Origin of the sequence: Algoriphagus sp., assembly GCF_029254265.1 — a bacterium.
In the GTDB taxonomy this organism is placed as follows: Bacteria; Bacteroidota; Bacteroidia; order Cytophagales; family Cyclobacteriaceae; genus Algoriphagus.
In genome coordinates, this window is record NZ_JAQWXX010000124.1 from 1 (window position 1) to 25,505 (window position 25,505).

The window sequence follows — 25,505 nt, forward strand, 5'->3', positions numbered from 1 at the left end:
GTCAAAACCGTTTATTTTGACCTAATTTAGTACCCGTTAAGATCGCAAGAAAGCGATTGTCACTGGCTGTCACTTCTAACTTATTTGGCTACTGGCATCTTTGCGGATATACATAAAAATCTAATAGGTAATCAATTGCGTTATAGAATTGTTTGAATTAGAATGTTTTTTTTATCAAAATGGAAATTAAAAGTTTATTAAGAAATTAATTATCCATGATTGGTTTTAATAAAACGTAAATCCCGAATTTTAACTAATAGTCATGGCAAGTGGTTGACTTCTAGGTTTTATTAAGTTTTCACTAAATAAAAAACTCTCAGAAAATCCCGAGAGTTTTTTTGTGGAGCTGGCGAGATTCGAACTCGCGTCCAGATAAGGAAACAGCATACCGTCTACATGCTTAGTCACCTGTTGGGTTTTCGATCGACCTATGCTGGGTGACACACCTCAGTTCGACTTAGCTACTAAATCTTAAGCTTGCCTAATAGCATCACAAGCAGCAGCCCGATCAAGTCGACACCTCAGATCCACCCGGATCAGACAACGGATGGCGAGATGTGGCCGGGGAATCACTATTGTGACTCAACCCTTTAAGCAATCTATCCTAAAAGGCTAGATTAAGCAGCCATGGCGTAAGTATTTTCGCCATTTATGGTTCGTATGAATCTTTTAAGGCCGTACATACTCCAGCCTGCATGCGAGCCCGATCTTTACACTTACTGTCAATACCGGTCAGCCCCATTTTGTTAGGATGACAAAAGTAAGGGATTTTTGGTTCCATAGCTCATATCTGTGTTCAGTAAAAAAATTCTAAAATCTTTGAATTTTCATTCGATTGTTTGTCAGTCTATTACGCTAAAATATATCAGAATAGTCTTCAAAGTCCTCTCTGAATATTGAGTTTTTTATATCTTGCAGCGATGGAAAATTTCGTCGTTTCGGCAAGGAAATACAGACCTGCGGACTTTAAAAGTGTCGTGGGTCAACAGCATATCACTACCACGCTACAGAATGCAATCAAAAACAAGCACTTAGCTCAAGCATTTCTGTTTTGTGGTCCAAGAGGTGTGGGCAAAACAACCTGTGCCAGAATCCTCGCTAAGACAATCAACTGTGAAAATCTGCAGGCGGATTTTGAAGCCTGTGGCAATTGCGACTCCTGCGTTTCCTTCCAAAATAATAGCTCATTTAATATATATGAGCTCGATGCAGCTTCCAATAACTCAGTAGACGATATCCGAAATCTAGTAGATCAAGTACGATATGCTCCTCAAAAAGGAGATTACAAAGTCTATATTATTGATGAGGTGCACATGCTTTCGGCAAATGCATTTAATGCATTTCTGAAAACACTGGAAGAGCCTCCTAAGTATGCCATCTTTATCTTGGCTACTACAGAAAAACATAAGATCCTCCCTACCATTCTTTCACGCTGTCAGATTTTTGACTTCAATCGAATTCAGGTAAAGCATATTGCTGACCATTTAGAAGGTATCGCGAAAAAGGAGAAGGTAGATTATGAAGAAGAAGCCCTTCGATTGATTGCTACAAAAGCCGATGGTGCACTTCGTGATGCACTTTCTATTTTTGACTTGATTGTCACCTATTCCGCCGGAAAAAAAGTCACCTATCAAGAGACCATCAACAATCTTCATATTCTTGATTACGATTACTATTTCAGGGTAGTAGATAGTTTCCTCAAGGAAGATTTGTCTGCGGTACTTCTGACTTTCGATGAGATCTTAAAAAAAGGGTTTGATGGTCATAATTTCATTGTGGGGCTGTGTGAGCACCTGAGAGATCTTTTGGTGGCAAAGGATCCCGCTACCATTGATTTGGTGGAAGTTTCTGACTCGACCAGACAAAAATACTTGGAGCAGTGCCAATCGGCTTCCGTTTCATTTTTACTTTCTGCTTTGAACATCGCTAACCAGTGCGATATCAATTACAAGACTAGCAAAAATCAGCGTCTACACGTTGAACTTGCCTTGATGAAAATCTCCAAACTTTCTCGGGCTTTTAGTTTGGCAATGGTTTCGGCTGAGGACACAAAAAAAAAAATCTGAGTGAGGAGAGTTCTGCTCCAATCCCAACTGTCCAAGAAGAAGTAGTTTCTCCACCTTCCAAGTCTTCAAGTCCTATACAGCGGACTATTTCTATTCCTAAAAATATTCTCCACACCAAGAAATTGATGGAGGAGAAAAAATCGGAGGCAGAAAGTCAATCGCTTTTGGCTACCCAAGAGAAGAAGGAAGTAATTGAAGTAAACTCAGACAAAAAGCTTACTTCAGAAATTCTCGATCAAGCACTTCCTGAGATTTTGGCGCATTTCAAAGCCCATGATAAAAATATGGAGCTTGCTATCCTTCAGACTATTCATGTCAAAGACAATCAAGTGATTCTTCATGTCGTGGGCCATGTGCAAGATGAGCTAGCGCAAAAGATGAAGCCTGAACTGGTCAGTATTATTCGGGAGAAAACTGGAGTGGGAAGATGTCCAATTGTCGTGGAATCTCGAGATGATTTGGAGGAGAAAGTAAAAGTCTACTATACGGATTCAGACAAGCTTCAACGCTTGAAAGAGCTACATCCCGCATTAGGGGAATTTCAAAAGCGCTTTGGGCTTGAAACTGATTTCTAAAAATCCAAAGAAATTCCAAAATTGACCAGATTCTGTAGCTGTACCGCTTGTTTGGAACTACCGTCGTCTTGCTTAATGAAAACTTCCTCATCGTAAATAATTACAGTTTCGATACGTGTTGAAATAAAGCGATTCACTTTCATTCTGATAACTGAATTGAAATTGACCACCATGTTTCCAAATCGTTCATAATTTGAGAAAAGATTGATATCAGACTTCCAAGTCACATTTTCCATCAAGCGGATATCGGTAACCGAAGCGGCTATTGAAACTCCCGCCTCAGCACGTACATTTTCACCTTTTTCGACCCCAAAAGCTCCCGCCTGACTGAGAGAGTCATTCATCACAATCGTAAATCTTCCCGTGAAAGGCGAAAGGATAATTGAAATTCTACTTTTGTCTTTATATGTTTTTCGATAGTTCAAACCCGTTGAGGATTGCACATACCCGGGAGAAAGCAAATCTGAAATCTTGGTTCGAGTCTCTAAATCACTTCCCGCTGGTCGGGAATACTTGTATCCAGCTAAAAGTTGAGTCCTCGCATCCAGCTGGGTTGAAAGATAGAAAAACTCCGAAAGCTCACGTCCATAGTTACTTACGAACTGAAAATTATCGTTTGTTTTTCTGGTTTCGAAGTTTCGGTTTCCCTGTCTGTTAAAACCGAGGTTAATATTTAACTGGGTATCCCAGACCTTTTTGTCTTTTTTGTAGTTGGCAAAAAGTGAGAGTCCTGAGTTCAATGCAAGTGTACTTGCACCCCCCGCTGCCCAATTGGAGAGGGTTACTTGTTGAATGTTTAGGTTATAATTTCCACCTGTTTTCCAGAAAATCTCTTTAATAGGCTCTTCGAGGATCAGTGAATCTCCCAGCATCAAGAGCGTATCCCCATTTATCAAAACGGTATCAGGGATAATGATTCGGTCTTGAGCCATAGTGACATGGCTAAGAAAAACCATTAAGATCCCAAAAAGGAAAGAATACTTATACATCCGAAAACGATTGGGAAATTGAAAATTAAGGTCTGAAAATAACTAATTTTTGACCTACAGAAATGATGTTTTGGCTACCTATTTTATTCCAGTTTTTAAGCTGATCCATTGTCACTCCGTATCGTTTACTTATTGCAAATACAGTTTCACCGGCAGAAACCGTGTGGGTGATTTGACTAGCAGTGGATTTTGAATCTGTGGCAGGTGATTGTTGCACTACTGCCTCTTTTCTTACCGGTGCTTGAGCGACCACCGTATTTTGAACCTTAGGAGTCGAGATAGGGATAATTTGGATTTCCTCACCTCGTTTTCTGGACTCTTGTAGATTTAGCACCATACCGACTTTAAGCTCATTGTCTCTACGTATTCTGTTTTTTGATTTAAGTGAAGAAAGTTTGATTCCATATTTTTGAGAAATACTCCAGAGAGTCTCTCCTGGTTGTACGATATGTGTCTCTACTTCCGCTCTGGCCTTTTTCTTTTCAGTATAATAGTATTTCCCTGCCTCAATAGGAGCCTCTTCCTCAAGGTCATTCAGCCTTCGGAATTTTTTCTCCTTGATGCCAATTTGATCAGTGAACTTAGTCTGTGAAGTAGATTTAGGGGCTTGAACGCCATCTAGATCATTGACTGTAATTTGATCTGGCTCTGAAGCTTTGGTAGTGTTTCCTGCTACTTTAGGATAGGAATTTGCTCGCTTGTAGGCAGGGCTGTTTTTGTCAGCTGTATAATTTTGACTTTTCTGAGGGGTAGGTTGCTGGACAATCGCTTCTTGTACAGGAAGTTCACCTTGCTTGATAAATACCAAAGAATAACTTTTATCCCCAGGGATTTTTCCGTTTTTTGCCCAAGTATTGTATTCCTCTAAATGATTTTCAGAAACGCCATACTTTTTTGCCAGAGCTGCTAATGTTGTAGGTCCCTGGACTTTGACTTCAATTAGTTGCTGATTGGAATTACTTGCAAAAACTCCGATTTGATTTTCAAAAGCTATTTTGTGGGCTAAAAATTTCTTAAAATACCAATGGCTATTACGGTCAATATCCACAACTCTTTTTCCGTTGTATTGGGTGCCAAAATAGGCTTTTGCACCGCCCAATCCCATTTGGTAAGAAACCAATGCACACATCCAATTGTCAAATGTGTTATTATGCTTTTGAAGATATAGTGCTGCGCCCCTAGTGGAAGAAACTATGTTCTGTCGCTCATCGATCTGATTGTCTACACGTAGAAAAACTTCCTCCGCAGTTCCCTGCTTGAATTGCCAAAAACCTACTGCATTTGAAGTAGAAACTGCATTTCCGATCAAACTACTTTCCTGAATCACCAAATATTTTAAATCTAAAGGGACTCCAACCGATGCTAACTCGCGCTCAATTATTGGCATGTAGAGATTTACCCGCTCTTGCTTGACTTTAAAGTAATTGGGGTTTCTGTATTGAGCATCCACGTCAAGTTGGATTTCTCGTCTAGCTTGTGGGTTAATTCGAACTATTAAGTCAGCAAATTCGATTTCAGCCGGCACTTGAGGGATTTGCCCAAATGCGGTTGAAATAAAAAACAAGTTGATAATGAAGATAGAATAATATAGTCGGGATAAGTTCATATGAAAAAGGCTTTCACTTACGTTTCAGCCATGTTTTAGCAAAAATGATTCCCTTTTTAGTAGACTTAGATTTTTCTTGCCATCATCACGCCATCCCGGATCGGAAGGAGGACATTTTCTACACGAGGATCTTCCTGTATTTTAGTGTTAAAATCAAGTATTGCCTGTGTATCCTTATCAATTTTTTTTCCTTCTTCTACCAATATTTTGCCAGACCAAAGCACGTTGTCTGCCATTATGATCCCTCCGGAACTTACTTTATCGATCACCAAATCAAAGTATTTATCATAGTTGAATTTGTCTGCATCGATAAAAACCAAATCAAAAGGCCCTGGTAATTCGGGTATGATGTCTAGTGCATTTCCAAGTCTATAATCGATTTGATCGGCGAGTCCACTTTCTTCAAAAAATTCTCTGACCATTTTCTCCAGTTCATCATTGATGTCAAGGGTGATCAATGTTCCGTCTTTCGACAAACCTCTAGCCATGCAGATTCCCGAGTATCCAGTATAGGTACCTATTTCTAAAATGGTTTTTGGATTAAGCATTTTAGTAAAAAGTTCTAGCATTTTTCCCTGCAGATGACCCGAAATCATCCGAGGCATTAATACCTTGGCTCGTGTTTCGCGGGTGATTTTTTGAAGCAACGCATCTTCATTTGAAGTGTGCTTTTCACAATAATTCAATAGGGCTGGGTCAATAAATTCCATGTTAGGAAGGCTTATAAGTCAGAAAAGTCAGTTCTGAGGGATTAAAGATTTCATTGGCGATTTCTAGTATGTCTTCGGCTGTGGTCGATCTGATTTGATTGAAAATTGACTCCAGGGAATCTACCTTGCCATGATCGAGCAGGCTTTTTCCATATACTAGCATCAGCCCCGAGTAGTTTTCCTCAGCCATTGCCATCTGGCCAATGGCTTGCTCTTTTGCCATGTGAAGTTGAACTGTTCCCAGTTTCACAGTTTGTAATCTCTTCATTTCATTCAAAACGAGGTTTTTGGCTTTCTTTAAAGTCTTGTTCTCGGTTCCGAAGTAAATTCCAAAGAATCCCGTATCTGAAAAAGGGTGATAACTGGATTCTATGCTATATACCAAACCATGTTTTTCACGAAGCATCAGATTTAATCTGCTGTTCATGCTGGGGCCTCCCAAGATATTATTAAGCAAAAACAGTTTATATCGATTTGAATTATGAAGCGAAAAGGCAGGTCGGCCAATTGCACAGAGTGATTGGGTCACGTCCCGCTCCACAGTTTTATCTTTCGGAGTATAGTTGTGAAATTCACTTCTTACATACAAACTTCGTTTTGGTTGAATTTGTGCAAGATCGCCTTCGATTGCCTTTAGGGCATTCTTGAAAGAAATATTTCCAACTACTGAAAAAATAATCTCTGAAGTATCTAGGTGAGTGGAGATAAAATCAAAAAAATCTAATTGAGTAAAACTTGAAACCGTAGCTTCTGTTCCTAAGATATTCCTTCCCAGTGCATGATTCTCAAATACCAATTCGTCCAATTCATCCTGAATGGAATCATCAGGAGAATCCCGGTACATTGCCATTTCTTCCAAAATAACCTGGCGCTCATTTTCTATTTGTTTTTCGGGAAAGGTGCTATTAAATGTGATGTCAAATAGCAACTCAGCAGATTTATTATAATGTTCCTTTAAAGTGGAGGCGTAAAAACAAATTTTCTCTTTAGTAGTGTAGGCGTTCAATTCACCACCGAGTGATTCGAGTCGATTGAGAATATGGAAAGTCTTCCGTTTTTTGGTGCCTTTGAATGCCATGTGCTCCCAGAAATGAGCTAACCCTTCCTGCTCTTTGGTTTCATCTCTGCTTCCAATATTTAGGATAAATCCACAATGAACCAATCGCGTATGCGTAACTTCTTGATGGACAATTCGAATTCCGTTGGCTAATTCCTTTATGCTTAAATTCATGCGTATGCTACCTCTTTCGGCAAAGTACAAATTAAAGCAACTAGTTGGTTTTAGGTTTGTTTTTACTGCCTTTTGAAGGAGATTTTTGTAAATTCCTGCCAGATAAATCAAAATCCTACATGAAGTATACCCCACTCCCAAAAGAACTTTATCAGAGAAATCGGAAAAAGTTAATTTCTAAACTCAAATCCAATAGTGTTGGAATTTTGAATTCCAATGATATCATGCCAACTAATGCTGATGGCACGATGCGTTTTAGACAAAACAACGATTTGTTTTACCTATGTGGTATTGATCAGGAGGAGACCATTCTTTTATTGGCGCCGGATTGCCCGGTACCTGCCATGCGGGAGGTACTTTTTCTCAGAGAGACCAATGAGCATATTGCCGTTTGGGAAGGCCATAAGTACACCAAAGAAGAGGCTGAAGCAACTTCAGGGATTCAAAATATTAAGTGGTTAGCAGATTTTGATTTGGTGTTTAATACAGTAATGTCACTTTCCAAAAATATCTATCTGAACACCAATGAGCATTTACGTGCAGGGGTTCATGTGGAAACAAGGGACGCGCGCTTTATCAAAACATGTAAAGAAAAGTATCCCCTTCATGAATATGAGCGAATCGCTCCAATCATGCATGAGTTGCGAGGAGTAAAAGAGCAAGAAGAAATCGATCAGCTTCAAATTGCTTGTGATATCACCGAGAAAGGATTCAGACGAATATTGTCTTTTGTGAAACCTGGTGTTACCGAATATGAGATTGAGGCAGAATTTCTGCATGAGTTTGTGCGGAACCGAAGTAAAGGATTTGCCTATGAACCGATCATTGCATCAGGAGCTTCAGCTTGTGTGTTGCATTATATTGAGAACAAGAAAGCATGTCTCGACGGTGAGCTTTTACTCTTGGATGTAGGTGCTGAATATGGCAATTACAATGCAGATATGACCCGAACTATTCCGGTGAATGGTAGATTCAATCCAAGACAACGTGCGGTGTATGATGCTGTCCTACGTGTAAAGAATCAAGCCTCTGCGATGCTTACGCCGGGTGTGACTATCCAAGATTATCACAAAGAGGTTGGCTTGATCATGCAAAGCGAATTGGTAGGATTGGGACTAATTGATCAAACGGATATCAAAAATCAGAACCCGAATTGGCCAGCATATAAAAAGTATTTCATGCATGGGACTTCTCATCATTTAGGTTTGGATGTACATGATGTGGGCACGATGCATTTCCCGATCAAAGCTGGGATGGTTTTTACCGTAGAGCCTGGGATTTACATTCCTGCAGAAGGATTCGGAGTAAGACTTGAAAATGATATTGTGGTTCAGGAAAATGGATATTTGGATTTGATGGGTAATATTCCAGTAGAAGCGGAGGAGATTGAGACGCTCATGAATTCCTAATCCTCTTTTTTGGTAAAATAGAAAAGCCCTTTCAAAATCAATTGAAAGGGCTTTTTAGTATTAGAATCTGATTCAGATTATCCGATAGATACTCTTTTGAATGCAGATACAGTCATTCCTTTGCTTACGCTGTCAAGGTACTGAGCGATCGTTTTGTTGTTGTCTTTTACAAAAGACTGGCTCAACAAAGTATTCTCTTTGTAGAACTTAGCCAATTTGCCCATAGCGATTTTCTCTAGCATTTCTTCAGGCTTGCCTTCAGCTCTTGCTTGCTCTTTTCCTACTTCGATCTCACGCTCTACCATAGAGGCATCTACGCCGTCTTTGTCCAAAGCAACTGGATTCATCGCAGCAATTTGCATCGCTACATCTTTCCCAGCCTCTTCTACGTCAGTTCCAGAAGTATTAGTAAGACCTACCAATACACCTAGTTTACCATTAGAGTGGATGTAAGAAACTACAGACTCAGCTTCAACGATCTCAAAATGAGAGATTTCAAGCTTCTCACCGATCTTACCAGTCATTTCAGTAATTTTTTCAGCTACTGTGATTGAATCAAAAGGTAACGCAAGGATACCTTCGATTGAAGTTGCTCCTTTTTCTACTGCTAGGTCTAGCAAAGTATTTGCAAATGCTCCAAATTCTTCATTCTTAGCTACGAAATCAGTTTCGCAAGTCAAAGTAAGAAGAATTCCTTTTGTTCCATTGTTGACAACTTTTGCTACCGCGACACCTTCTTTGGTCTCTCTGTCTGCTCTAGATGCAGATACTTTTTGACCTTTTTTACGAAGGATATCTACCGCTTTTTCGAAATCGCCTTCAGCCTCAGTTAGAGCTTTTTTGCAATCCATCATGCCGGCACCGGTCATTTGTCTCAGTTTGTTTACTTCTTGTGCAGTAATTGCCATTGTAGTATCAGTTTGATTAAACGGTAAAATTATTTTTAGAGAAACCCTCAGGTTTCAGAGAATCGATTAAAACAAAAAATTGAACATCGGCCTAAACCTGATGTTCAATTTTTTTATATTAAATCATTTGTGGATTATTCTTTTGTATCCGCGTCAACAGCTTTCTTTGCTTCTTCCTCTTCAGAAAGTTTAGCATCTTCTTTGTCTCTCTTTCGCTCAGAAAGACCTTCTTCGATAGCTTCGCCGAACGCTTTTACTAGTAAAGAAACTGACTTGAATGCATCGTCATTAGCTGGGATAGGGAAATCCACCTCATTTGGGTTGGAGTTTGTATCTACTAATGCGAAAACAGGGATACCAAGCTTTTGTGCTTCAGCGATTGCGATGTGTTCTCTTTTGATGTCTACTACGAATAGTGCAGCTGGAAGTCTGCTAAGGTCAGCGATACCGCCCAAAACTGATTCCATTTTTTCCTTCTGACGGGAAACCATCAAACGCTCTTTCTTTGCAAGGTTCTTGTAAGCATCCTCCACCATCAACTTATCCAATGAAGACATTTTCTTCAATGACTTACGGATAGTAGCGAAGTTAGTCAACATACCACCTAACCATCTTTCAGTTACGTAAGGCATGTTTAATCTTTTAGCTTCTGCAGCTACAAGATCTTTAGCTTGCTTTTTAGTGGCGACGAACATCACCTTTTTGCCGGAGCGTACGATTTGCTTGATTGCGTTAGATGCTTCGTCGAGGCAAGCAAGCGTTTTGTTAAGATCGATAATGTGGATACCATTCTTCTCCATGAAAATATAAGGAGACATTCTTGGATCCCACTTTCTCGTCAAGTGTCCAAAGTGGACACCAGCATCTAGTAAGTCTTTGTATTCTATTTTGGCCATGAATAAATATTTTTTCTGATATAAAAGAGTAAAATCCCGAATTAACGCTTAGAGAACTGGAATTTCCTTCTTGCTTTTCTACGTCCTGGCTTCTTACGTTCTACCATTCTTGGATCACGAGTCAAGAATCCTTCTTTCTTCAAAGGACCTCTATGCTCGATATCGAACTCGCACAATGCTCTTGAGATTGCCATACGGGCAGCTTCCGCTTGACCAGTACTTCCTCCTCCGTCTACATTGATTTTGATATCGTAATTGCCATCCACACCCACTAGCGCTAGTGGCTGCTTTACTACAATCTGGTGCAAATCAAATGGGAAGTAAACTTCCAATGATCTATTGTTAACGGTGATTTCACCTTTTCCTGGAGACATGTAAATTCTGGCTACAGAGGTTTTTCTTCTACCGATTTTGTTAATGATTTCCATTAAATAGACGATTAAAGCGTGATAGATTTAGGCTGTTGTGCTGCATGAGGATGTTCAGATCCTTCATACACGTACAAATTGCCGTATAATTTTCTTCCCAATCTGTTTTTAGGCAACATGCCTCTTACAGCTTTCTCGATCAAGATTGTTGAAGATTTCTGCTTCAATAATTTTGGGGTAGAGATTCGCTGTCCACCTGGGTAACCTGTGTGTCTCACATATACTTTGGAGTTCCACTTGTCACCAGTTAGCCTGATTTTGTCGGAGTTGATTATGATGACATTGTCACCACAATCTACGTGTGGGGTGAAGCTCGGCTTCGTTTTCCCTCTTAAGATTTTCGCTACCTCACTAGCCAATCTACCTAAAACTGCAGCTTGGGCATCCACAATAACCCAATGCTTATCTACAGTTGCGGTGTTGGCTGAAACGGTCTTATAGCTCAAAGTATCCACTGTGTAACTGTTTAATTTTTAGCTTGTTAAATTTATTTCACCCTCAAAAAGGGACACAAAGATAGAAGTATTTTGTTTTTCATCCAAAATATTTCCAATACTAAAGCCTAATTTTCACGGCTTTAGCCCTAAAATGCGCTTTAGCGTCTCCATTCCTACTTATTTTTTTTAATTCTAATGATTAACTCGTTTTTTCAAGCTGATTCACTAAAACCTGGAAATCTTTGGGGTAGGGGGCCAGAACTTTTATTTCCTTTCCATCTACACCTTGAAAACCTATCGAATAAGCATGCAATGATACGCGCTGCATGATCGGTTGCTCCTCGGTATCTTTCTTGAGATTAAAGCGGCGCTTGAGTGAAGAAAGGTATAAGGGGTTGCCACCATATAAAGTGTCTCCGCATATCGGAGACTTGAGATAGGCCAGGTGAACACGAATCTGATGCAATCGCCCTGTGATAGGCTTACATTCGACTAGTGTGTGTGCATAATAGGTCTTCAAGGTATTGAAGATCGTTTGTGCTGGCTTTCCCTCTTTACTGACTTTTGCTATCCCTTTATTGTTTGCAAGTAGGTTTCGGTTGACCAATTCATCTTTGAATTCCTTGATCCCCTCGACTACTGCATGATAGACTTTGTCTACTTTTCTGCTTTCAAACTGCATCGCCAAATGCCTGTAAGCGACTGGATTCTTAGCGATCACCAGACATCCTGAGGTTTCCTTATCCAATCTATGGCACAGTTGAGAATCGGTGGTGTGTGCCTTGGCTAAGTCCAGAATATTCTGCGCCTCATGCCTGTCGTCTAAGCTTGACAGATAGGGCGGCTTGTTGATCACCAGGTAATCCTCATTTTCAAACAGAATGAGTTTTTCAAAATCTACTTTCTTCATGGATTCTCCTGCCTCTTTTAAAGAGGGTGCAAATGTAGGGAAAAAAACTTTGGGTATTTCTTTTAGGTAATTGATTTCAATTTCTCTTCTGGAATATTTTTTTTCACCAATGGCAGTGAAAAACTAAAAATCGAACCTTTTCCCAGCGTTGAAGTGACGGAAATCTTGCTTTTATGTCCTTCCAGAATATGTTTGACGATTGCCAGTCCCAAGCCTGTGCCTCCCTTTTCCTTGGATCTACTTTTCTCCACCCGATAGAATCGCTCAAAAATCCGCTTGATATCTTCAGGAGGAATTCCTGGACCGTCGTCTTTGATATCTAACTGAATGCTGTTTTTATGGAGTTTCAAGGTTACATGAACTTCTCCTTTCTCATCGTTGTATTTGACCGCATTAACTATCAGATTTTGGCATACTCGATAGATTTTAGGGCGATCTCCTGTAGTGAGATAGTTTTTTCCTTCCTCATATTCAAAGTTGATTTTCATATCCCGCTTGGAAGCTTTGTGCTCCAATTGGTCGATTACTTCTAATAAAAGATCTTTGAGATCAAACTCGGTAAAGTTGAATTTGACCACTCCACTTTCCATTTGATTCAAAGTCAGTAGATCCTGGACCAATACATCAAGAGAGTCTAGGCTTTTTGCAGCTCTCTTCAGAAACCTCATTCGTACCGCTTTATCGTCTATTGCTCCGTCCAACAAGGTGTGAATGTAGCCCTGCGTAGCAAAAATTGGTGTCTTCAATTCATGTGAGATATCTGCGATAAATTCCCTTCGGAATTCTTCATTCTTCTGAAGTGTTTCAATTTCTTTTTGCCTGGCAATCGCGTAGGAATTGATGACTTTATTGATCTTGCGAAGTGGAGAGATCGAAGTTTTTTTTCCTTTTTCGTTTATTTCAGAGAGATCTTTTCGTTGTATTTTTTCTAGTAGGGTATAGATGTTACCGATTTCCTTAAACACTAAAAAATCAAGCGTGAATGACATCAATATGTAAGCTGACGAGAAAGAAACTCCCCATGCGACTAGGAGGATGATTAAAGTAGATTCCTCTATTAATGATAAAAAAGCCACGACCAAAGCGGAGGTGGCTAATGCTAATACGAATGAGATTCCTCTGGAACTTGAAAGCATTTTATCCTAGTTCGAATTTATATCCTACACCTTTTACAGTGGTAATATAATCATCTCCTATCTTTTCTCGAACTTTTCGAATATGTACATCTACAGTTCGGGCGAGGACAAATACATCTGCCCCCCAAATATTTTGGAGCAATTCATCTCTGCTATAGACGATGTTCGGGTTTTTTGCCAGAAAATAAAGTAGTTCAAATTCTTTCTTTGGAAGTGTGATGGTCTTTCCAGCCTGATCAACGGTGTAGCTTCCTCTATCAATGATCAAGTCTTTGATCTTGATCTGAACCTGCTCTTGTTCTTTTTTGGATTCTCTTCTGAAAAGTGCCGAGATTCTACTCATCAAAGCTCTAGGTTTGATGGGCTTGGTGATGTAGTCATCCGCTCCCACATCAAATGCTGCTACTTCTGAATATTCCTCCATCCTTGCAGTGAGGAAAATTATAAAGGTATTTTTGAGTTCTGGCATTTGACGAATCTGAAGACAAGTCTCTACACCGTCTTGATTTGGCATCATAATGTCTAATAAGATGACATCTGGCAAAAATTTAGCAGCAGTTTTTACAGCTTTAATACCATCTTCCGCAGTAGCTACTTCATAACCTTCTTTTTGAAGGTTGTATTTCAGGATTTCGACGATATCAGGCTCATCATCAACGACTAGAACCTTGATTTTTTGACTATCACTCATTCTATATTTCTTAATATTTATCTTAAAATTAGTGAATATTTAAGCATAGAAACCAAATAAAAATTTGCCTTTTAAGGAATCAATATAAAAAAATCCTGAGAATTGATTTTTATTAATGAAAAGTTAACCAGAAGTTATCTAATTGTTTCTTAATCCTTTCGCAGAAATGATGTCCAAATTCAACGAGCCTAGAAACAGATTTGCTTTGATTTTAACAGGAATTTTATTCTGATCTTTGGTTACCCACACTTTTACTGGATAGCTGCCTCTGAAAAGTTTATTCGGAGGGATTTCTGGAGAAAAAATATAGGTATCCTTCTCTCCAATATTCGTTTTGATCTGTTCAGTTCCCTCGTAGATTAATTTTATGTTATATATTTCTTTGTCGAAGAATCCACGAATCATGACTATCTCTCCTGGTTTCAGATTGGAAAGGTCTAAAGATCTTAAATAATAAAAACCGCTCACCAAATCCTGAACCTCTCCTTTGAGGTCGTATTCTCTCACTTCCTTGAGATTTCGGTTTTCTTTGTCATAGAGTTCAACACTTGCCTTTTTATTCTTTTGATCAAAATATACCAACTCATGCTTTCGGTATTTTCCTTCCTCAATGTGCCGATAGGATTGATGTGGTAGCATAGTTTGCGGGTTAAGGATGGTTCCCCAGTTATCATTTACTCTCCCGAAAATTGTTGCTGCACCTTTGGTTTTACCAAAGACGTCGATTTTGTAATGTGAAATATTGTTATGATTATGAGGTCTTCTAGAAATTTGAAGCTTTGCGTCTGCCAAATCCAACCAACCATAGGACACCTCAAAATTCAATTCTTCACCAAATGTAAAGGCAGTATTCTTGCCAGCTATTTGAGCTGATAATCGAAAGGAGAATAAAAAAGTGAAAAGAAAAAGAGTTGCGATGAATCGATGCATATAATTCTTTGACAATACCTGACGATTTTCTGTTTTATCTTGAGGTATTACGAAAAAGGGTGCTAAAAGGCAATTAAAATTACGAATTTGGTCATCCAAAACAATAGCTCTGACTTCTTTGGTTTGGAATTGTTGTTTAATTAATTTCACCTAAATATTGATTCTTTAATCGAAAACTCATGAGTAATAACGCAGAAAAATTGAAAGCGCTTCAGTTAACCATCGATAAGCTTGAAAAAACTTATGGAAAAGGAACTGTAATGAAGCTAAGCGACAATAAGGTACAAGATATCCCCGCAATTTCTACCGGTTCTTTAGGGCTGGATATTGCTTTGGGTATAGGAGGAATCCCGAGAGGTCGAGTGATTGAGATTTATGGGCCGGAATCTTCAGGTAAAACAACACTTACATTGCATTGTATTGCTGAAGCCCAGAAAGCAGGAGGAATGGCTGCATTTATTGATGCGGAACATGCTTTTGATAAAAGTTATGCTGAAAAACTTGGGATAGATACTGAAAATCTTCTCATCTCCCAGCCAGACAATGGTGAGCAGGCATTGGAAATAGCTGAGCACCTCATAAGATCTGGAGCCATAGATATTATTGTGATTGATTCCGTAGCAGCTTTGGTACCCAAAGGGGAGCTTGAAGGAGATATGGGAGATAGCAAGATGGGACTTCAGGCAAGATTGATGTCTCAGGCTCTGAGAAAACTTACGGGAGCAATCAACAAGACCGGTTGTTCATGCATTTTTATCAATCAGTTGAGGGAGAAAATCGGAGTGATGTTTGGAAACCCAGAGACAACCACCGGTGGTAACGCTTTAAAGTTCTATGCTTCTGTTCGCCTTGATATCCGAAGAATAGGCCAAATTAAGGAAAGTGCAGATAATATTCTTGGTAATCGTACTAAGGTAAAAGTTGTGAAAAACAAAGTAGCACCACCTTTCAAAGTGGTAGAATTTGATATTATCTACGGTCAGGGGATTTCTAAGGTAGGAGAAATAATTGACCTTGGAGTGGAGCTTGAAATCATTAAAAAAGCGGGCTCATGGTTCTCCTATAATGGTGAAAAACTTGGACAGGGAAGAGAGTCGGTAAAAACTCTTCTTTTGGATAATCCAGAATTGATGGAAGAGCTAGAGAAAAAGATCAAATTGGCTTCTGGACTTTCTAGCATAGGGGCAGCCAAAGTCGAAGAAGAAATCGAATAATAAATCCTATTGTAAATAAAAAAAGGGGCTTTTGCCCCTTTTTTTATGTGGTACGAATCGCCTCTACAGGATCCATCCTTGCTGCCAGCGTCGCGGGAACTATACCTGAAACAACCCCAATTATTGAAGAGACGCCTAATCCCAATAAAATATTTTTAAAAGAGAGTACTATATCCAAACTGCCTACAGGAATAAAACTCAAGAAAAACACTAAAATAATCCCTGTTGATCCTCCGATAAGACTCAGAAAAACTGCCTCAAATAGAAATTGAAAGAGGATGAAATAGTTTTTAGCGCCTAGTGACTTCTGTATACCGATGATGTTAGTCCGTTCTCTTACAGATACGAACATAATATTGGCAATTCCAAAGCCGCCTACCAAAATTGAAAATCCTCCAATCACCCAGCCTGCGATTGATATCACATCGAATATGGAGCCAATAGCATTTTGAATAAATTCAGTTTTGTTTAAGGCGAAATTATCTTCTTCAGTAGGGCGAAGTCCTCTTTTTGCACGTAAAAGACCAGTCATCTCATTTTCTAAGGCCACTAACCCGACGTCTTCTATTTGCCCTTTTACGGATATTGTAGGTTCAATTCCATTTCTTCCGGTATAGAACATTTTTGTAAAAGATCCATAAGGAATCAGACAAGCTTCATCCTTAGAAGGTAGATCGAAAAGCCCTTCTCCTTCTTCTTCAAACACTCCAATCACGATAAATTTCATTCCTTTTATCTTGACTTCTTTTCCTATTACAGTCTGATTGGGATATAAAGTATTTGCTATTTTTCTTCCGATGATCGCGAAATTCCGGGCAGCATCGATTTCAGACTGAGAGAAATACCTGCCTTCTTCAATCGCTACGTCAAACACGTCTTGATAGGAATACATTACTCCTGTCAATTGCATGCCTTCATAAGCATTGCTGCCTGCTTTAATAATAGTTCCTGCGGAGGCAGATATCGTCACAGCTTCAGCGGTTGTTAACCTCTTTTCTAAAAACTTGTACTCAGCTACTGTCCCAGGAGGTCTACGAAAATATTTCCACCAAGGGAAATTCTGTGGAGGGCCGTCGTTAGAAAAAGGAAATCGATCCACCCTCATTACGTTTGTCCCCAAGAAAGAAAATGACGAACGAATGTTGTTTTCCAGTGAATCTACAAGAGTAAATACTGCAATAATTGCGAAAATACCCACTGTAACCCCTAATAAGGACAGTATTGTACGTGTCAAATTGGATTTCAGGGCAGAAAGTGCAAACCTGAAACTTTCCCAAGTAAGTTGGAAAAAGAGCATGCCTAGAATAGTTGGTTAAAACAATTTGTTAAGATAGCTGATTTTGGACGTTATTGTTATTATCTTTGCATTTTTTAGAGTAATTCTAACATCACTCAGAAATTTAAAACATCTCTATGAAATTATCGGATTTCAAATTTGAAGTACCAAAGAAATTAATAGCCCTTCACCCTTCTCCAAATCGTGATGAATCTCGATTAATGGTTGTTCATCGGAAAACAGGTCTAATCGAGCATCGCGTATTTAAAGACATCACAGAATATTTCGGTGATGGAGATGTGTTTGTTACCAATGACACGCGTGTATTTCCTGCTAGGTTGTACGGCAACAAGGAGAAAACGGGAGCAGAAATTGAAGTTTTTCTATTAAGAGAACTCAATCCTGAATTGAAACTTTGGGACGTATTGGTAGATCCAGCCCGGAAAATCAGAGTCGGAAACAAACTTTATTTTGGAGATTCTGATCTTGTTGCTGAAGTGATCGATAATACTACTTCAAGAGGTAGAACAATCAGATTCCTTTTTGATGGGACAGACGAAGAGTTTCATAAAACTATTGATACGCTTGGAGAGACTCCAATCTTGAAGGAGTTCATCGAACGAAAAGTAGAAGCAGAAGATAGGGAGCGCTATCAGACTGTATTTGCTAAGAATGTTGGAGCTGTCGCAGCACCTACTGCTGGTCTTCACTTTACGCCGCATTTGTTAAAGCGGTTGGAACTTAAAGGAGTTGAGGTAGCACCTATTACACTTCATGTGGGATTGGGAACATTCCGTCAAGTAGATGTAGAAGATTTGACAAAGCATAAAATGGATTCAGAGAATTATTTTATTCCTGATACTACTGTCGAATTGGTGAACAAAGCTCTGGATGAGAAAAAAAGGGTTGTGTCAGTGGGAACAACATCTCTTAAAACGATTGAATCTTCTGTAACTGCAAACGGTAGATTAAAAGCTAGCAGTGGATGGACAGATAAATTCATAATCCCTCCTTACGATTTTAAAATTGCTAATGCTTTGATTACTAATTTTCACTTACCTGAGTCAACTCTTTTGATGACTACAGCGGCGTTTGGTGGATATGACTTAATAATGAAGGCCTACAAAGAAGCTATTAAAGAGAAGTACCGCTTCTTCTCCTACGGAGATGCGATGCTCATCCTCTAATATTGAAAGCTCCAAACTTTGGAGCTTTTTTTATTTTAAATAGCTCGCTATTTTTCCAATCGAATTGATAATTGATAGATATGAATAAGGCTGCAATATTGGTCGCTGGAGGCAAGGGTACTCGGATGGGTGGGACCATCGCAAAGCAGTACTTGCCAGTTGGAGGGAGACCTATTTTGATGCGAACTTTGGACGTCTTTTATAATGAGGATTCCACTATTGATTTGATTTTGGTTCTACCTGAACCAGATTTTGCTTTATGGGCGGACTTATGCTTAGCCTATGATTTTGATATTCCCCATCGGATGGTAGCTGGTGGCAATTCCAGGTTTCAATCGGTGCGAAATGGTTTGCTAAATCTGAAATCTGATACAGTCTTGGTTGCTATTCATGATGGAGTTCGACCTTTTGTCAGCCCATCCGTCATTCGAAAGAGCTATGAAGAGGCTGCAATAAGTGGAAGTGCAATAGCTGTTGTTCCACTTAAAGATTCGATACGAAAGCTGACTGATGAAGGCAAATCTTTTTTTCAGGAGCGCCAATATTTCAGATTGGTGCAGACTCCTCAGACTTTTCAAGTAGAAAAAATAAAAAAAGCATTTGAAGTCGCTGAACTTCAGCAATTCACTGATGATGCCACTGTCTATGAGCACCAAGGCTGGCAAGTGAGTTTGATTTCTGGAAACCCTGAAAACATCAAAATCACTTCCCCTGAAGACATGGATTACGCAGAGTTTTTAGCATCCAGAGCTTAGTCGGTGAATTTTCCCGTTACATTTTCACCGACTTTTTCGTCACTTTCACCGACTATTTGAGAAGACTTGCCTATTGTAGATTCCTCTAAATTGGTGGCTGAGCTACATTTGACCATCAACTTAATAAAACACTCATGGCAAAGTATAGCAGATCAAAAAATGACAGCGGAATTATTTTCGGCTTTATTATTCTCGCAATAGGCGTTCTATTGCTCCTTAGAAAGTTGGGCTTTTTCTTTCCGGATTGGCTCCTGTCCTGGCCGATGGTTTTAATAGCTATTGGCGCATTCACCCTTATCAAGCATGAATTCAAAAGCTTTTTTGGAGGCATCATGCTGGCACTAGGTGTTTATTTCTTATTTGAGCGAGAATTTGATTTCGATTTTGGAATACAGATTTACCTCTTCCCTATTATCCTGATCGTTTTAGGACTATATCTGATTACCCAAAAAAACCGAGAAAACAAGGTGCTGGATGATATACAGAAACAGATGCGATCCGGCATCAAATCTGAAAGCAACTCCTTTTCTGATCAACCTGCTTCAGAGCCCACCGGATCGTCCTATTCTCAAACAGAAAAGTCAACTTCAAATTTTGGAACATCAGGATCTACTTTTTCTGATCGCCTGAATATTGATGCGGTATTTAGCGGAGTGAATAAGCGCGTTATGTCGAAGAATTTCAGTGGTGGAAAATTGACTGCTGCTTTTGGAGGAGTGGATTTAGATCTGACCCAAGCAGATTTTAGCGGAATGGCTACTTTGCAGGTAGATGTCATCTTTGGTGGAATGAAATTAATTGTTCCTCCGCATTGGGACGTGAGAGTGGAAGTCAGCAATATTGCCGCAGGGGTAGAGGACAAGCGCCTTTCTAGAATTACAGAGGTAGATCCAGAGAAGGTGCTATTAATTAAAGGAACAGTCTTCTTTGGAGGTTTGGAAATCAAATCTTATTAACGAGATTCCAATCTCTAAACTGACCAACCTTGTTTGCAAGAGCTTTTTCAAATCCTTCCAAAGCAAAATGGATTATCCAAGGGGCCGGATTCCTCTGGTTCCTTGGGTCTTTTCTATTGCTTAGCTTTTATGGAATAGAATATTCAATTGCTATTGCTGATTCCTTGATTTTCTCTTTGTGGTTTTTAGGTGGGGTGTTTGTTTTAGATCGGATTTTTAGTTTTTACATTCCAAAGGGAGAGAATAATTGGCTACTGTTGATCCTTCCGATCGCATTGAGTTTCATTGCTGTTTTTATTCATAAATATGCACTATCCTGGGTATTTGAAGAGGATTTGGATTATCAGGATTTTCTAAACGATCATTTTTACTTACGCTGGATTATTTTAGCTATGGCGGAAATTTTCGTGTCTTTAATTGCAATTGTTATTTCAAAACTGGAGCAACAGGAAGAAGTGCAGCATAGGGAAGTGATGATGAATGAGCTTTCCAAAGAGGCCGAACTGACCGAACTCAGACAGCAACTTCAGCCTCATTTTTTGTTCAATAGTCTTAATTCGATCAATGCACTAGTCATCTCTCAGCCTCAAAAAGCACGTGAGATGGTACTTCAGCTATCGGAATTCTTAAGGGGAACCATTCGCAAGGACTCTGCCAAGTGGGTTACCTTAGAAGAGGAGTTGAGTTATTTGTATTTATACCTTGATATAGAAAAGGTCCGATTTGGACATCGCTTAGAAGTGGATTTTTCACTGTCTGACGAAGCAAAAAGTTTGAAATTGCCTCAGTTATTGATTCAGCCATTATTAGAAAATGCCATAAAATATGGCCTTTACGGGGTTACTGAGGAGGTCTTGATTCAGTTTTCAGCGAAGAAGAAGCAGAATTACCTACATATCTCTATCTCCAATCCTTTTGATCCTGAAGCATCAGCTCCGAAAGGAACTGGATTTGGAGTTTCATCAATCGAGCGCCGTTTATTTTTACTTTTTGGAAGAAAAGACTTACTTGAAACTAGCCAACAGAATTCCACCTTTACTGTAAATTTGAAAATCCCACAGCGAAATGATCAAAACCTTAATCATTGACGATGAGCCACTCGCGGCAAGTTTGGTTGAAGAATATTTGTCGGAATTCAGCCAGTTTCAGATTGTAGAGGTCTGTCAGGACGGGTTTAAGGGCTTAAAGGCTATTCAACAGCATCAGCCGGATTTAATTTTTCTGGATGTTCAAATGCCGAAAATTACAGGATTTGAAATGTTGGAGCTATTGGATGAACCGCCTGCAGTAATTTTCACTACAGCGTTTGATGAATATGCAGTAAAGGCATTTGACTCCATGGCAATAGATTATTTGCTCAAGCCGTTTTCAAAAGTTCGTTTTGCTCAAGCGATTCAAAAATTTTTAATTCATTTTCAATCCAATGAAGTGTCGACTCAAAAAGAAGGGGTGAATAATCTGGCAGAAAAAAGTGACCGATTGGTTGTGCGGGTAAAAAATGAAATTAAGATTATTCCAACCCACCAAGTGCTATATTTTGAGGCAGAGGACGATTACATTTCCATCCATACCGCAACGGGGAAATACCTTAAAAAAATGACTATGAAGTCTTTGGAAGAGGCCTTGGATCCTTTGAAATTCACTAGGGTACACCGATCATTTATGCTCAATCTCAATGAAATATCGAAAATAGAGCCCTACGAGCGAGATACTTATTTGGTGAAACTACGAACTGGAGCACAAGTACCGGTGAGCAAGACAGGGTACTCACGATTGAGACAAGTACTTGGACTTTAAAACAAAAAAGCCCCGTTGACCGAGGCTTTCAATTAATATTCGTCTTCGTTGAAGAAGAAATCATCTTTGGTAGGATAATCCGGCCAAATCTCTTCGATGGTCTCATAAGGTTCACCATCATCTTCTAGTTCCTGGAGGTTTTCTACCACTTCCATAGGTGCGCCTGATCGGATCGCATAATCGCATAATTCATCCTTAGTGGCTGGCCAAGGTGCATCTTCTAGGTAAGAAGCTAATTCGAGTGTCCAATACATATGTTACAGATTTAAAGAGTTCTTGCTGTTAAAGGGTGCAAAAATATCTTTTTTTTTAAATATCTCTTCCTATACTCCTTAATTAAAAGAAAGTTGCTTCAAAATATAATTTTTTACATCTACTTTTCGCTTCACGCTAAAAAGTTTTTTCTTCATCATAATGTCGAAATCAGCTGATTGAACGCGGAAATTATCCGAATTCTCCTGTGCCGCCTCCAATTCTGTCTGATCTCTGCGAAGGAGATCTTTTACCAAAGCAATTTTGATTTGAGTCTGTTCTTCTAGAGGTTTTTGGTCCCAATCCTCATATTTTCCATGAACCAGCTTTTCCAAAAATGCTTTTTCGAATACAATATCTGAGAAAAACTGGAAAGATCGAACAATCAAATTCGCCTCTTTAGGTTTGCGTTGGGGGAGCTTCCGCCATTCTTCCTGTATTGCCTTGGCCCGACCGATCAATTCATAAGAAGTTGGCTTTCCTGCTAATTGCTTGATCTCTTCAGTCAAGGTTTCCACTATCCGCATCAATTCCCTCGGATGCATGGTTGGGCCAGGATTCAAAGTTCTTTTGTATTTAGAGAAAATCCGGTTGTTCAATTTGGAAAATTCATCCCAAAGTGGTTGCCTTCTTTCAGCAGGCACTTTTCCGGATTCTTTCCATTGTTTTTGGATCTTTTTGGAAATATCAAAAGCCATTTTTACATCTGGGAGATCATGCGCTTCTCGGGCCTGCGCTACTAGCGATTCATAGACTTTGATGTTTTCATCCGCCTGTAAAGCTAATCCCTCGAAGAAATGTCTTCTGTTTTCGAAGAAGTGCTGAACGATCGATTCAAACCTATTTTCGATTTCTTCCTGCAATTCTTTTTCCACCGGACCGGTTTTGATCCAGCGCAATTTCAAGTCTTTGAATGCTTCTGTAGTCTCTTTCCAATCTGTATCGTCTTTTAAAGCTTCAGCTTCAAGTATTAAAGCTTCTTTAATCTCTAGGTTTTTGGAGCGATTGGCTTGGATGATTTCATTCAAAGCCGATTCTTGGTCGTTAAGTACTTCGATTAATGGGACAAAATCTCCCAAAGCATCAGCCTGCATCAAAGAATCTCTCAAGTGAATCAACTTCATCAGAAATGATCCCTTGTTTTCGTTTTCTTGTATATCGGATTTTAATTTTTCAACCTTCTCTTTGAGTTGGTCAAACCGAGCCTCAAAGTATTTTAGTGTGGAGGCCTCATCTTCTTTTACTTCTCCTATCTGCCGATCCGCCTGCCCTAAAAAACCCTTTAAAAAAACTTTCTTCTCTTTGATATATCCATAAGGATGGTCCATTTCGCTACAATTGGGTTTAGGTGGTCGTTTTCAACTTTTCGCAAATTAATTAATTCAAAAGCACTTATCCTAAGAAAGGGGTTTTTTTGCCATCTTTGATACTTAGTGACATTTATAAAGTAAAAATCAACTTATGAGTTCAGAAAAAATCATCTTTTCGATGGCTGGCGTTTCCAAAGTCTATCCGCCACAGAAAAAAGTCTTAAAAAATATCTACCTGTCATTTTTTTACGGAGCCAAAATTGGTGTCTTAGGTCTTAACGGTTCCGGTAAATCCTCACTGTTGAAGATCATCGCGGGGATTGACAAAGAGTATCAAGGCGAAGTGGTCTGGTCTCCAGGTTATACCGTTGGGATGTTGGAGCAAGAGCCCAAGCTCGATCCCAGTAAAACAGTCAAAGAAGTCGTCGAAGAAGCGGTACACGAGACGGTGGCTTTGCTGAAGGAATTTGAAGAAATTAACGAAAAATTCATGGATCCTGCCTTGATGGAAGATCCGGACGCGATGGACAAGTTGATCACCCGCCAAGGAGAGGTACAGGAGAAGCTTGACGCGGCTAATGCATGGGAACTTGATGTCATGCTTGATAAAGCAATGGATGCGCTTAGACTGCCGCCTAGTGACGCCAACGTGGCCAACCTTTCTGGTGGTGAAAAGCGAAGAGTGGCTCTTTGTCGTTTGCTTTTACAGGAGCCAGATGTTTTGTTACTCGATGAACCTACCAACCACCTCGATGCCGAGTCGGTGCATTGGCTAGAGCAGCATTTGCAGAATTATAAGGGAACTGTTATTGCTGTGACTCACGATAGATACTTCCTCGATAATGTCGCTGGATGGATTTTGGAACTCGATCGTGGCGAAGGGATTCCTTGGAAAGGAAATTATTCCTCTTGGCTGGACCAAAAGCAAAACCGATTAAAAGAGGAAGAGAAAACGGAATCCAAGCGTCAGAAAACTTTGGAGCGAGAGCTTGAGTGGATTCGAATGTCCCCAAAAGCAAGACAGGCTAAAGGAAAAGCCCGTCTGAGTGCATACGATAAACTTGTCGGAGAAGAGGCGAAAGAAAAAGAATCAAAACTGGAATTATTTATTCCACCGGGACCAAGATTAGGTGCCAAAGTGATTGAGGTAAACGGAGTTTCTAAGGCATACGGAGATAAGTTGCTTTTTGAAAATCTAAGCTTTGCCCTTCCTCAAGGTGGAATTGTCGGAATTATCGGTCCAAATGGTGCGGGTAAATCCACGCTCTTCAAATTGATCACCGGACAGGAAAAACCGGATTCCGGTAATTTTGAGGTGGGAGAGACCGTGCAGCTTTCCTATGTGGATCAGGAACATGATTCCTTGGATCCGAATAAATCGGTTTACCAGATTATTTCCGATGGAAATGAATTGATGAAGTTGGGGAACAAGGAAATCAACTCAAGAGCATATGTATCTAAGTTTAATTTTGGAGGATCAGATCAGGAGAAGAAAGTAGGCGTACTATCAGGTGGAGAGCGTAACCGGGTTCACTTGGCGATGATGCTGAAAGAAGGTGGCAACTTGCTGCTTCTCGATGAGCCTACCAACGACTTGGACGTCAATACGCTGAGAGCCTTGGAAGAAGCGCTAGAGAACTTCGGTGGTTGTGCTGTAGTAATTTCCCACGACAGGTGGTTCCTGGATCGTATCTGTACGCATATTCTGGCTTTCGAAGGCGATTCTCAAGTTGTTTGGTTTGAAGGTAACTTCTCCGACTACGAGGAAAGCAAAAAGAAGCGCTTGGGCGATGTGACTCCTAGACGAATTCGATATAAGAACTTAAAGTAAGTTAG

The 25,505-nt window shown here is 39.7% G+C and carries 25 protein-coding genes and 1 other RNA gene; 10 read left to right on the forward strand and 16 right to left on the reverse strand.

The window, feature by feature from the left end:
- Positions 1-338: 338 nt before the first annotated feature.
- Positions 339-740: a transfer-messenger RNA gene (gene ssrA, locus P8O16_RS18650) on the reverse strand.
- Between the two features lie 180 nt (positions 741-920).
- Here ssrA and P8O16_RS18655 point away from each other — a divergent pair.
- Together P8O16_RS18655 and P8O16_RS18660 are read left to right on the forward strand one after the other, a co-directional pair.
- Positions 921-2,066, forward strand: coding sequence for a DNA polymerase III subunit gamma/tau (locus P8O16_RS18655; protein WP_300317320.1), 1,146 nt, complete (start codon positions 921-923; stop codon positions 2,064-2,066).
- Between the two features lie 125 nt (positions 2,067-2,191).
- Positions 2,192-2,641, forward strand: coding sequence for a hypothetical protein (locus P8O16_RS18660; protein WP_300317323.1), 450 nt, complete (start codon positions 2,192-2,194; stop codon positions 2,639-2,641).
- On the opposite strand, the gene P8O16_RS18665 is transcribed toward P8O16_RS18660, so the two are convergent.
- The 4 genes from P8O16_RS18665 to P8O16_RS18680 form a co-directional block, all read right to left on the reverse strand.
- Complete coding sequence (locus P8O16_RS18665) at positions 2,638-3,630, reverse strand: DUF3078 domain-containing protein (RefSeq protein ID WP_300317325.1); 993 nt, start codon at positions 3,628-3,630, stop codon at positions 2,638-2,640. The two genes, P8O16_RS18660 and P8O16_RS18665, sit on opposite strands and share 4 nt — an antisense overlap.
- A gap of 25 nt (positions 3,631-3,655) precedes the next feature.
- Positions 3,656-5,236: a lytic transglycosylase domain-containing protein gene (locus P8O16_RS18670; protein WP_300317328.1), complete on the reverse strand. Its 1,581-nt coding sequence runs from the start codon at positions 5,234-5,236 to the stop codon at positions 3,656-3,658.
- A 65-nt stretch (positions 5,237-5,301) separates the two neighbouring features.
- Positions 5,302-5,946, reverse strand: a complete 645-nt coding sequence (locus tag P8O16_RS18675) for an O-methyltransferase (protein ID WP_300317331.1) — start codon at positions 5,944-5,946, stop codon at positions 5,302-5,304.
- A gap of 1 nt (position 5,947) precedes the next feature.
- On the reverse strand, positions 5,948-7,177 hold the full coding sequence (locus tag P8O16_RS18680) for a pitrilysin family protein (protein ID WP_300317334.1): 1,230 nt from the start codon (positions 7,175-7,177) through the stop codon (positions 5,948-5,950).
- Positions 7,178-7,296: 119 nt separating this feature from the next.
- On the opposite strand from P8O16_RS18680, the gene P8O16_RS18685 reads away from it, so the two are divergent.
- Entirely contained in the window at positions 7,297-8,586 is a 1,290-nt protein-coding gene (locus tag P8O16_RS18685; protein ID WP_300317337.1) for an aminopeptidase P family protein, read from the forward strand.
- A gap of 77 nt (positions 8,587-8,663) precedes the next feature.
- Here P8O16_RS18685 and tsf read toward each other — a convergent pair whose 3' ends face one another.
- From tsf to P8O16_RS18725, 8 genes are all read right to left on the reverse strand, one after another.
- A complete protein-coding gene (tsf, locus tag P8O16_RS18690) occupies positions 8,664-9,494 on the reverse strand; it encodes a translation elongation factor Ts (protein ID WP_300317339.1) in 831 nt (276 codons plus the stop codon).
- 134 nt (positions 9,495-9,628) lie between these two features.
- Complete coding sequence (gene rpsB / locus P8O16_RS18695; RefSeq protein WP_075349787.1) at positions 9,629-10,390, reverse strand: 30S ribosomal protein S2; 762 nt, start codon at positions 10,388-10,390, stop codon at positions 9,629-9,631.
- A 41-nt stretch (positions 10,391-10,431) separates the two neighbouring features.
- Positions 10,432-10,818, reverse strand: coding sequence for a 30S ribosomal protein S9 (rpsI, locus tag P8O16_RS18700; protein WP_075349786.1), 387 nt, complete (start codon positions 10,816-10,818; stop codon positions 10,432-10,434).
- Positions 10,819-10,829: 11 nt separating this feature from the next.
- On the reverse strand, positions 10,830-11,273 hold the full coding sequence (gene rplM / locus P8O16_RS18705) for a 50S ribosomal protein L13 (RefSeq protein ID WP_075349785.1): 444 nt from the start codon (positions 11,271-11,273) through the stop codon (positions 10,830-10,832).
- A gap of 181 nt (positions 11,274-11,454) precedes the next feature.
- A complete protein-coding gene (locus tag P8O16_RS18710; RefSeq protein WP_075349784.1) occupies positions 11,455-12,165 on the reverse strand; it encodes a pseudouridine synthase in 711 nt (236 codons plus the stop codon).
- 62 nt (positions 12,166-12,227) lie between these two features.
- The gene (locus P8O16_RS18715) at positions 12,228-13,301 is read right to left on the reverse strand and encodes an ATP-binding protein (RefSeq protein ID WP_300317348.1); all 1,074 of its coding nucleotides are present in this window, start codon (positions 13,299-13,301) and stop codon (positions 12,228-12,230) included.
- Position 13,302: 1 nt separating this feature from the next.
- Positions 13,303-13,992 (reverse strand): response regulator transcription factor, encoded by a 690-nt coding sequence (locus P8O16_RS18720; protein ID WP_075349781.1) that lies wholly within the window; start codon positions 13,990-13,992, stop codon positions 13,303-13,305.
- Positions 13,993-14,130: 138 nt separating this feature from the next.
- Positions 14,131-15,072, reverse strand: coding sequence for a DUF3108 domain-containing protein (locus P8O16_RS18725; RefSeq protein WP_300317353.1), 942 nt, complete (start codon positions 15,070-15,072; stop codon positions 14,131-14,133).
- A 29-nt stretch (positions 15,073-15,101) separates the two neighbouring features.
- Between P8O16_RS18725 and recA the strand changes: the two genes are divergently transcribed.
- The gene (gene recA / locus P8O16_RS18730; RefSeq protein WP_300317356.1) at positions 15,102-16,136 is read left to right on the forward strand and encodes a recombinase RecA; all 1,035 of its coding nucleotides are present in this window, start codon (positions 15,102-15,104) and stop codon (positions 16,134-16,136) included.
- Positions 16,137-16,179: 43 nt separating this feature from the next.
- Here the strand turns inward: recA and P8O16_RS18735 are convergent, their stop codons facing one another.
- The gene (locus P8O16_RS18735) at positions 16,180-17,433 is read right to left on the reverse strand and encodes an ABC transporter permease (RefSeq protein WP_300317359.1); all 1,254 of its coding nucleotides are present in this window, start codon (positions 17,431-17,433) and stop codon (positions 16,180-16,182) included.
- Positions 17,434-17,549: 116 nt separating this feature from the next.
- Between P8O16_RS18735 and queA the strand changes: the two genes are divergently transcribed.
- The 5 genes from queA (at position 17,550) to P8O16_RS18760 (ending at position 22,107) form a co-directional block, all read left to right on the forward strand.
- Positions 17,550-18,599 (forward strand): tRNA preQ1(34) S-adenosylmethionine ribosyltransferase-isomerase QueA, encoded by a 1,050-nt coding sequence (queA, locus tag P8O16_RS18740; protein WP_300317362.1) that lies wholly within the window; start codon positions 17,550-17,552, stop codon positions 18,597-18,599.
- Between the two features lie 80 nt (positions 18,600-18,679).
- On the forward strand, positions 18,680-19,354 hold the full coding sequence (locus P8O16_RS18745) for a 2-C-methyl-D-erythritol 4-phosphate cytidylyltransferase (RefSeq protein ID WP_300317365.1): 675 nt from the start codon (positions 18,680-18,682) through the stop codon (positions 19,352-19,354).
- 134 nt (positions 19,355-19,488) lie between these two features.
- Positions 19,489-20,310: a DUF5668 domain-containing protein gene (locus tag P8O16_RS18750; protein ID WP_300317368.1), complete on the forward strand. Its 822-nt coding sequence runs from the start codon at positions 19,489-19,491 to the stop codon at positions 20,308-20,310.
- Between the two features lie 29 nt (positions 20,311-20,339).
- Positions 20,340-21,398 carry a sensor histidine kinase gene (locus tag P8O16_RS18755; RefSeq protein WP_300317371.1) on the forward strand — a complete coding sequence of 353 codons (1,059 nt, stop codon included), beginning with the start codon at positions 20,340-20,342 and terminating at the stop codon, positions 21,396-21,398.
- On the forward strand, positions 21,376-22,107 hold the full coding sequence (locus tag P8O16_RS18760; protein ID WP_300317373.1) for a LytTR family transcriptional regulator DNA-binding domain-containing protein: 732 nt from the start codon (positions 21,376-21,378) through the stop codon (positions 22,105-22,107). The genes P8O16_RS18755 and P8O16_RS18760 overlap by 23 nt, the downstream gene beginning before the upstream one ends.
- Before the next feature lie 32 nt (positions 22,108-22,139).
- Here the strand turns inward: P8O16_RS18760 and P8O16_RS18765 are convergent, their stop codons facing one another.
- Both P8O16_RS18765 and P8O16_RS18770 read right to left on the reverse strand, forming a co-directional pair.
- Positions 22,140-22,361, reverse strand: coding sequence for a DUF2795 domain-containing protein (locus tag P8O16_RS18765; protein WP_075349773.1), 222 nt, complete (start codon positions 22,359-22,361; stop codon positions 22,140-22,142).
- A gap of 78 nt (positions 22,362-22,439) precedes the next feature.
- Entirely contained in the window at positions 22,440-23,687 is a 1,248-nt protein-coding gene (locus P8O16_RS18770) for a DUF349 domain-containing protein (RefSeq protein ID WP_300317377.1), read from the reverse strand.
- 133 nt (positions 23,688-23,820) lie between these two features.
- On the opposite strand from P8O16_RS18770, the gene ettA reads away from it, so the two are divergent.
- Positions 23,821-25,500, forward strand: coding sequence for an energy-dependent translational throttle protein EttA (gene ettA, locus P8O16_RS18775; RefSeq protein WP_300317380.1), 1,680 nt, complete (start codon positions 23,821-23,823; stop codon positions 25,498-25,500).
- Positions 25,501-25,505: the final 5 nt, after the last annotated feature.

Bases quoted from the DNA above. Each gene is read 5' to 3' on its own strand.
- P8O16_RS18655 (WP_300317320.1), top strand. From the start codon at position 921: ATGGAAAATTTCGTCGTTTCGGCAAGGAAATACAGACCTGCGGACTTT.
- P8O16_RS18660 (WP_300317323.1), top strand. From the start codon at position 2,192: ATGGAGGAGAAAAAATCGGAGGCAGAAAGTCAATCGCTTTTGGCTACC.
- P8O16_RS18665 (WP_300317325.1), bottom strand. From the start codon at position 3,630: ATGTATAAGTATTCTTTCCTTTTTGGGATCTTAATGGTTTTTCTTAGC.
- P8O16_RS18670 (WP_300317328.1), bottom strand. From the start codon at position 5,236: ATGAACTTATCCCGACTATATTATTCTATCTTCATTATCAACTTGTTT.
- P8O16_RS18675 (WP_300317331.1), bottom strand. From the start codon at position 5,946: ATGGAATTTATTGACCCAGCCCTATTGAATTATTGTGAAAAGCACACT.
- P8O16_RS18680 (WP_300317334.1), bottom strand. From the start codon at position 7,177: ATGAATTTAAGCATAAAGGAATTAGCCAACGGAATTCGAATTGTCCAT.
- P8O16_RS18685 (WP_300317337.1), top strand. From the start codon at position 7,297: ATGAAGTATACCCCACTCCCAAAAGAACTTTATCAGAGAAATCGGAAA.
- tsf (WP_300317339.1), bottom strand. From the start codon at position 9,494: ATGGCAATTACTGCACAAGAAGTAAACAAACTGAGACAAATGACCGGT.
- rpsB (WP_075349787.1), bottom strand. From the start codon at position 10,390: ATGGCCAAAATAGAATACAAAGACTTACTAGATGCTGGTGTCCACTTT.
- rpsI (WP_075349786.1), bottom strand. From the start codon at position 10,818: ATGGAAATCATTAACAAAATCGGTAGAAGAAAAACCTCTGTAGCCAGA.
- P8O16_RS18710 (WP_075349784.1), bottom strand. From the start codon at position 12,165: ATGAAGAAAGTAGATTTTGAAAAACTCATTCTGTTTGAAAATGAGGAT.
- P8O16_RS18715 (WP_300317348.1), bottom strand. From the start codon at position 13,301: ATGCTTTCAAGTTCCAGAGGAATCTCATTCGTATTAGCATTAGCCACC.
- P8O16_RS18720 (WP_075349781.1), bottom strand. From the start codon at position 13,992: ATGAGTGATAGTCAAAAAATCAAGGTTCTAGTCGTTGATGATGAGCCT.
- recA (WP_300317356.1), top strand. From the start codon at position 15,102: ATGAGTAATAACGCAGAAAAATTGAAAGCGCTTCAGTTAACCATCGAT.
- P8O16_RS18735 (WP_300317359.1), bottom strand. From the start codon at position 17,433: ATGCTCTTTTTCCAACTTACTTGGGAAAGTTTCAGGTTTGCACTTTCT.
- queA (WP_300317362.1), top strand. From the start codon at position 17,550: ATGAAATTATCGGATTTCAAATTTGAAGTACCAAAGAAATTAATAGCC.
- P8O16_RS18745 (WP_300317365.1), top strand. From the start codon at position 18,680: ATGAATAAGGCTGCAATATTGGTCGCTGGAGGCAAGGGTACTCGGATG.
- P8O16_RS18750 (WP_300317368.1), top strand. From the start codon at position 19,489: ATGGCAAAGTATAGCAGATCAAAAAATGACAGCGGAATTATTTTCGGC.
- P8O16_RS18760 (WP_300317373.1), top strand. From the start codon at position 21,376: ATGATCAAAACCTTAATCATTGACGATGAGCCACTCGCGGCAAGTTTG.
- P8O16_RS18765 (WP_075349773.1), bottom strand. From the start codon at position 22,361: ATGTATTGGACACTCGAATTAGCTTCTTACCTAGAAGATGCACCTTGG.
- P8O16_RS18770 (WP_300317377.1), bottom strand. From the start codon at position 23,687: ATGGACCATCCTTATGGATATATCAAAGAGAAGAAAGTTTTTTTAAAG.
- ettA (WP_300317380.1), top strand. From the start codon at position 23,821: ATGAGTTCAGAAAAAATCATCTTTTCGATGGCTGGCGTTTCCAAAGTC.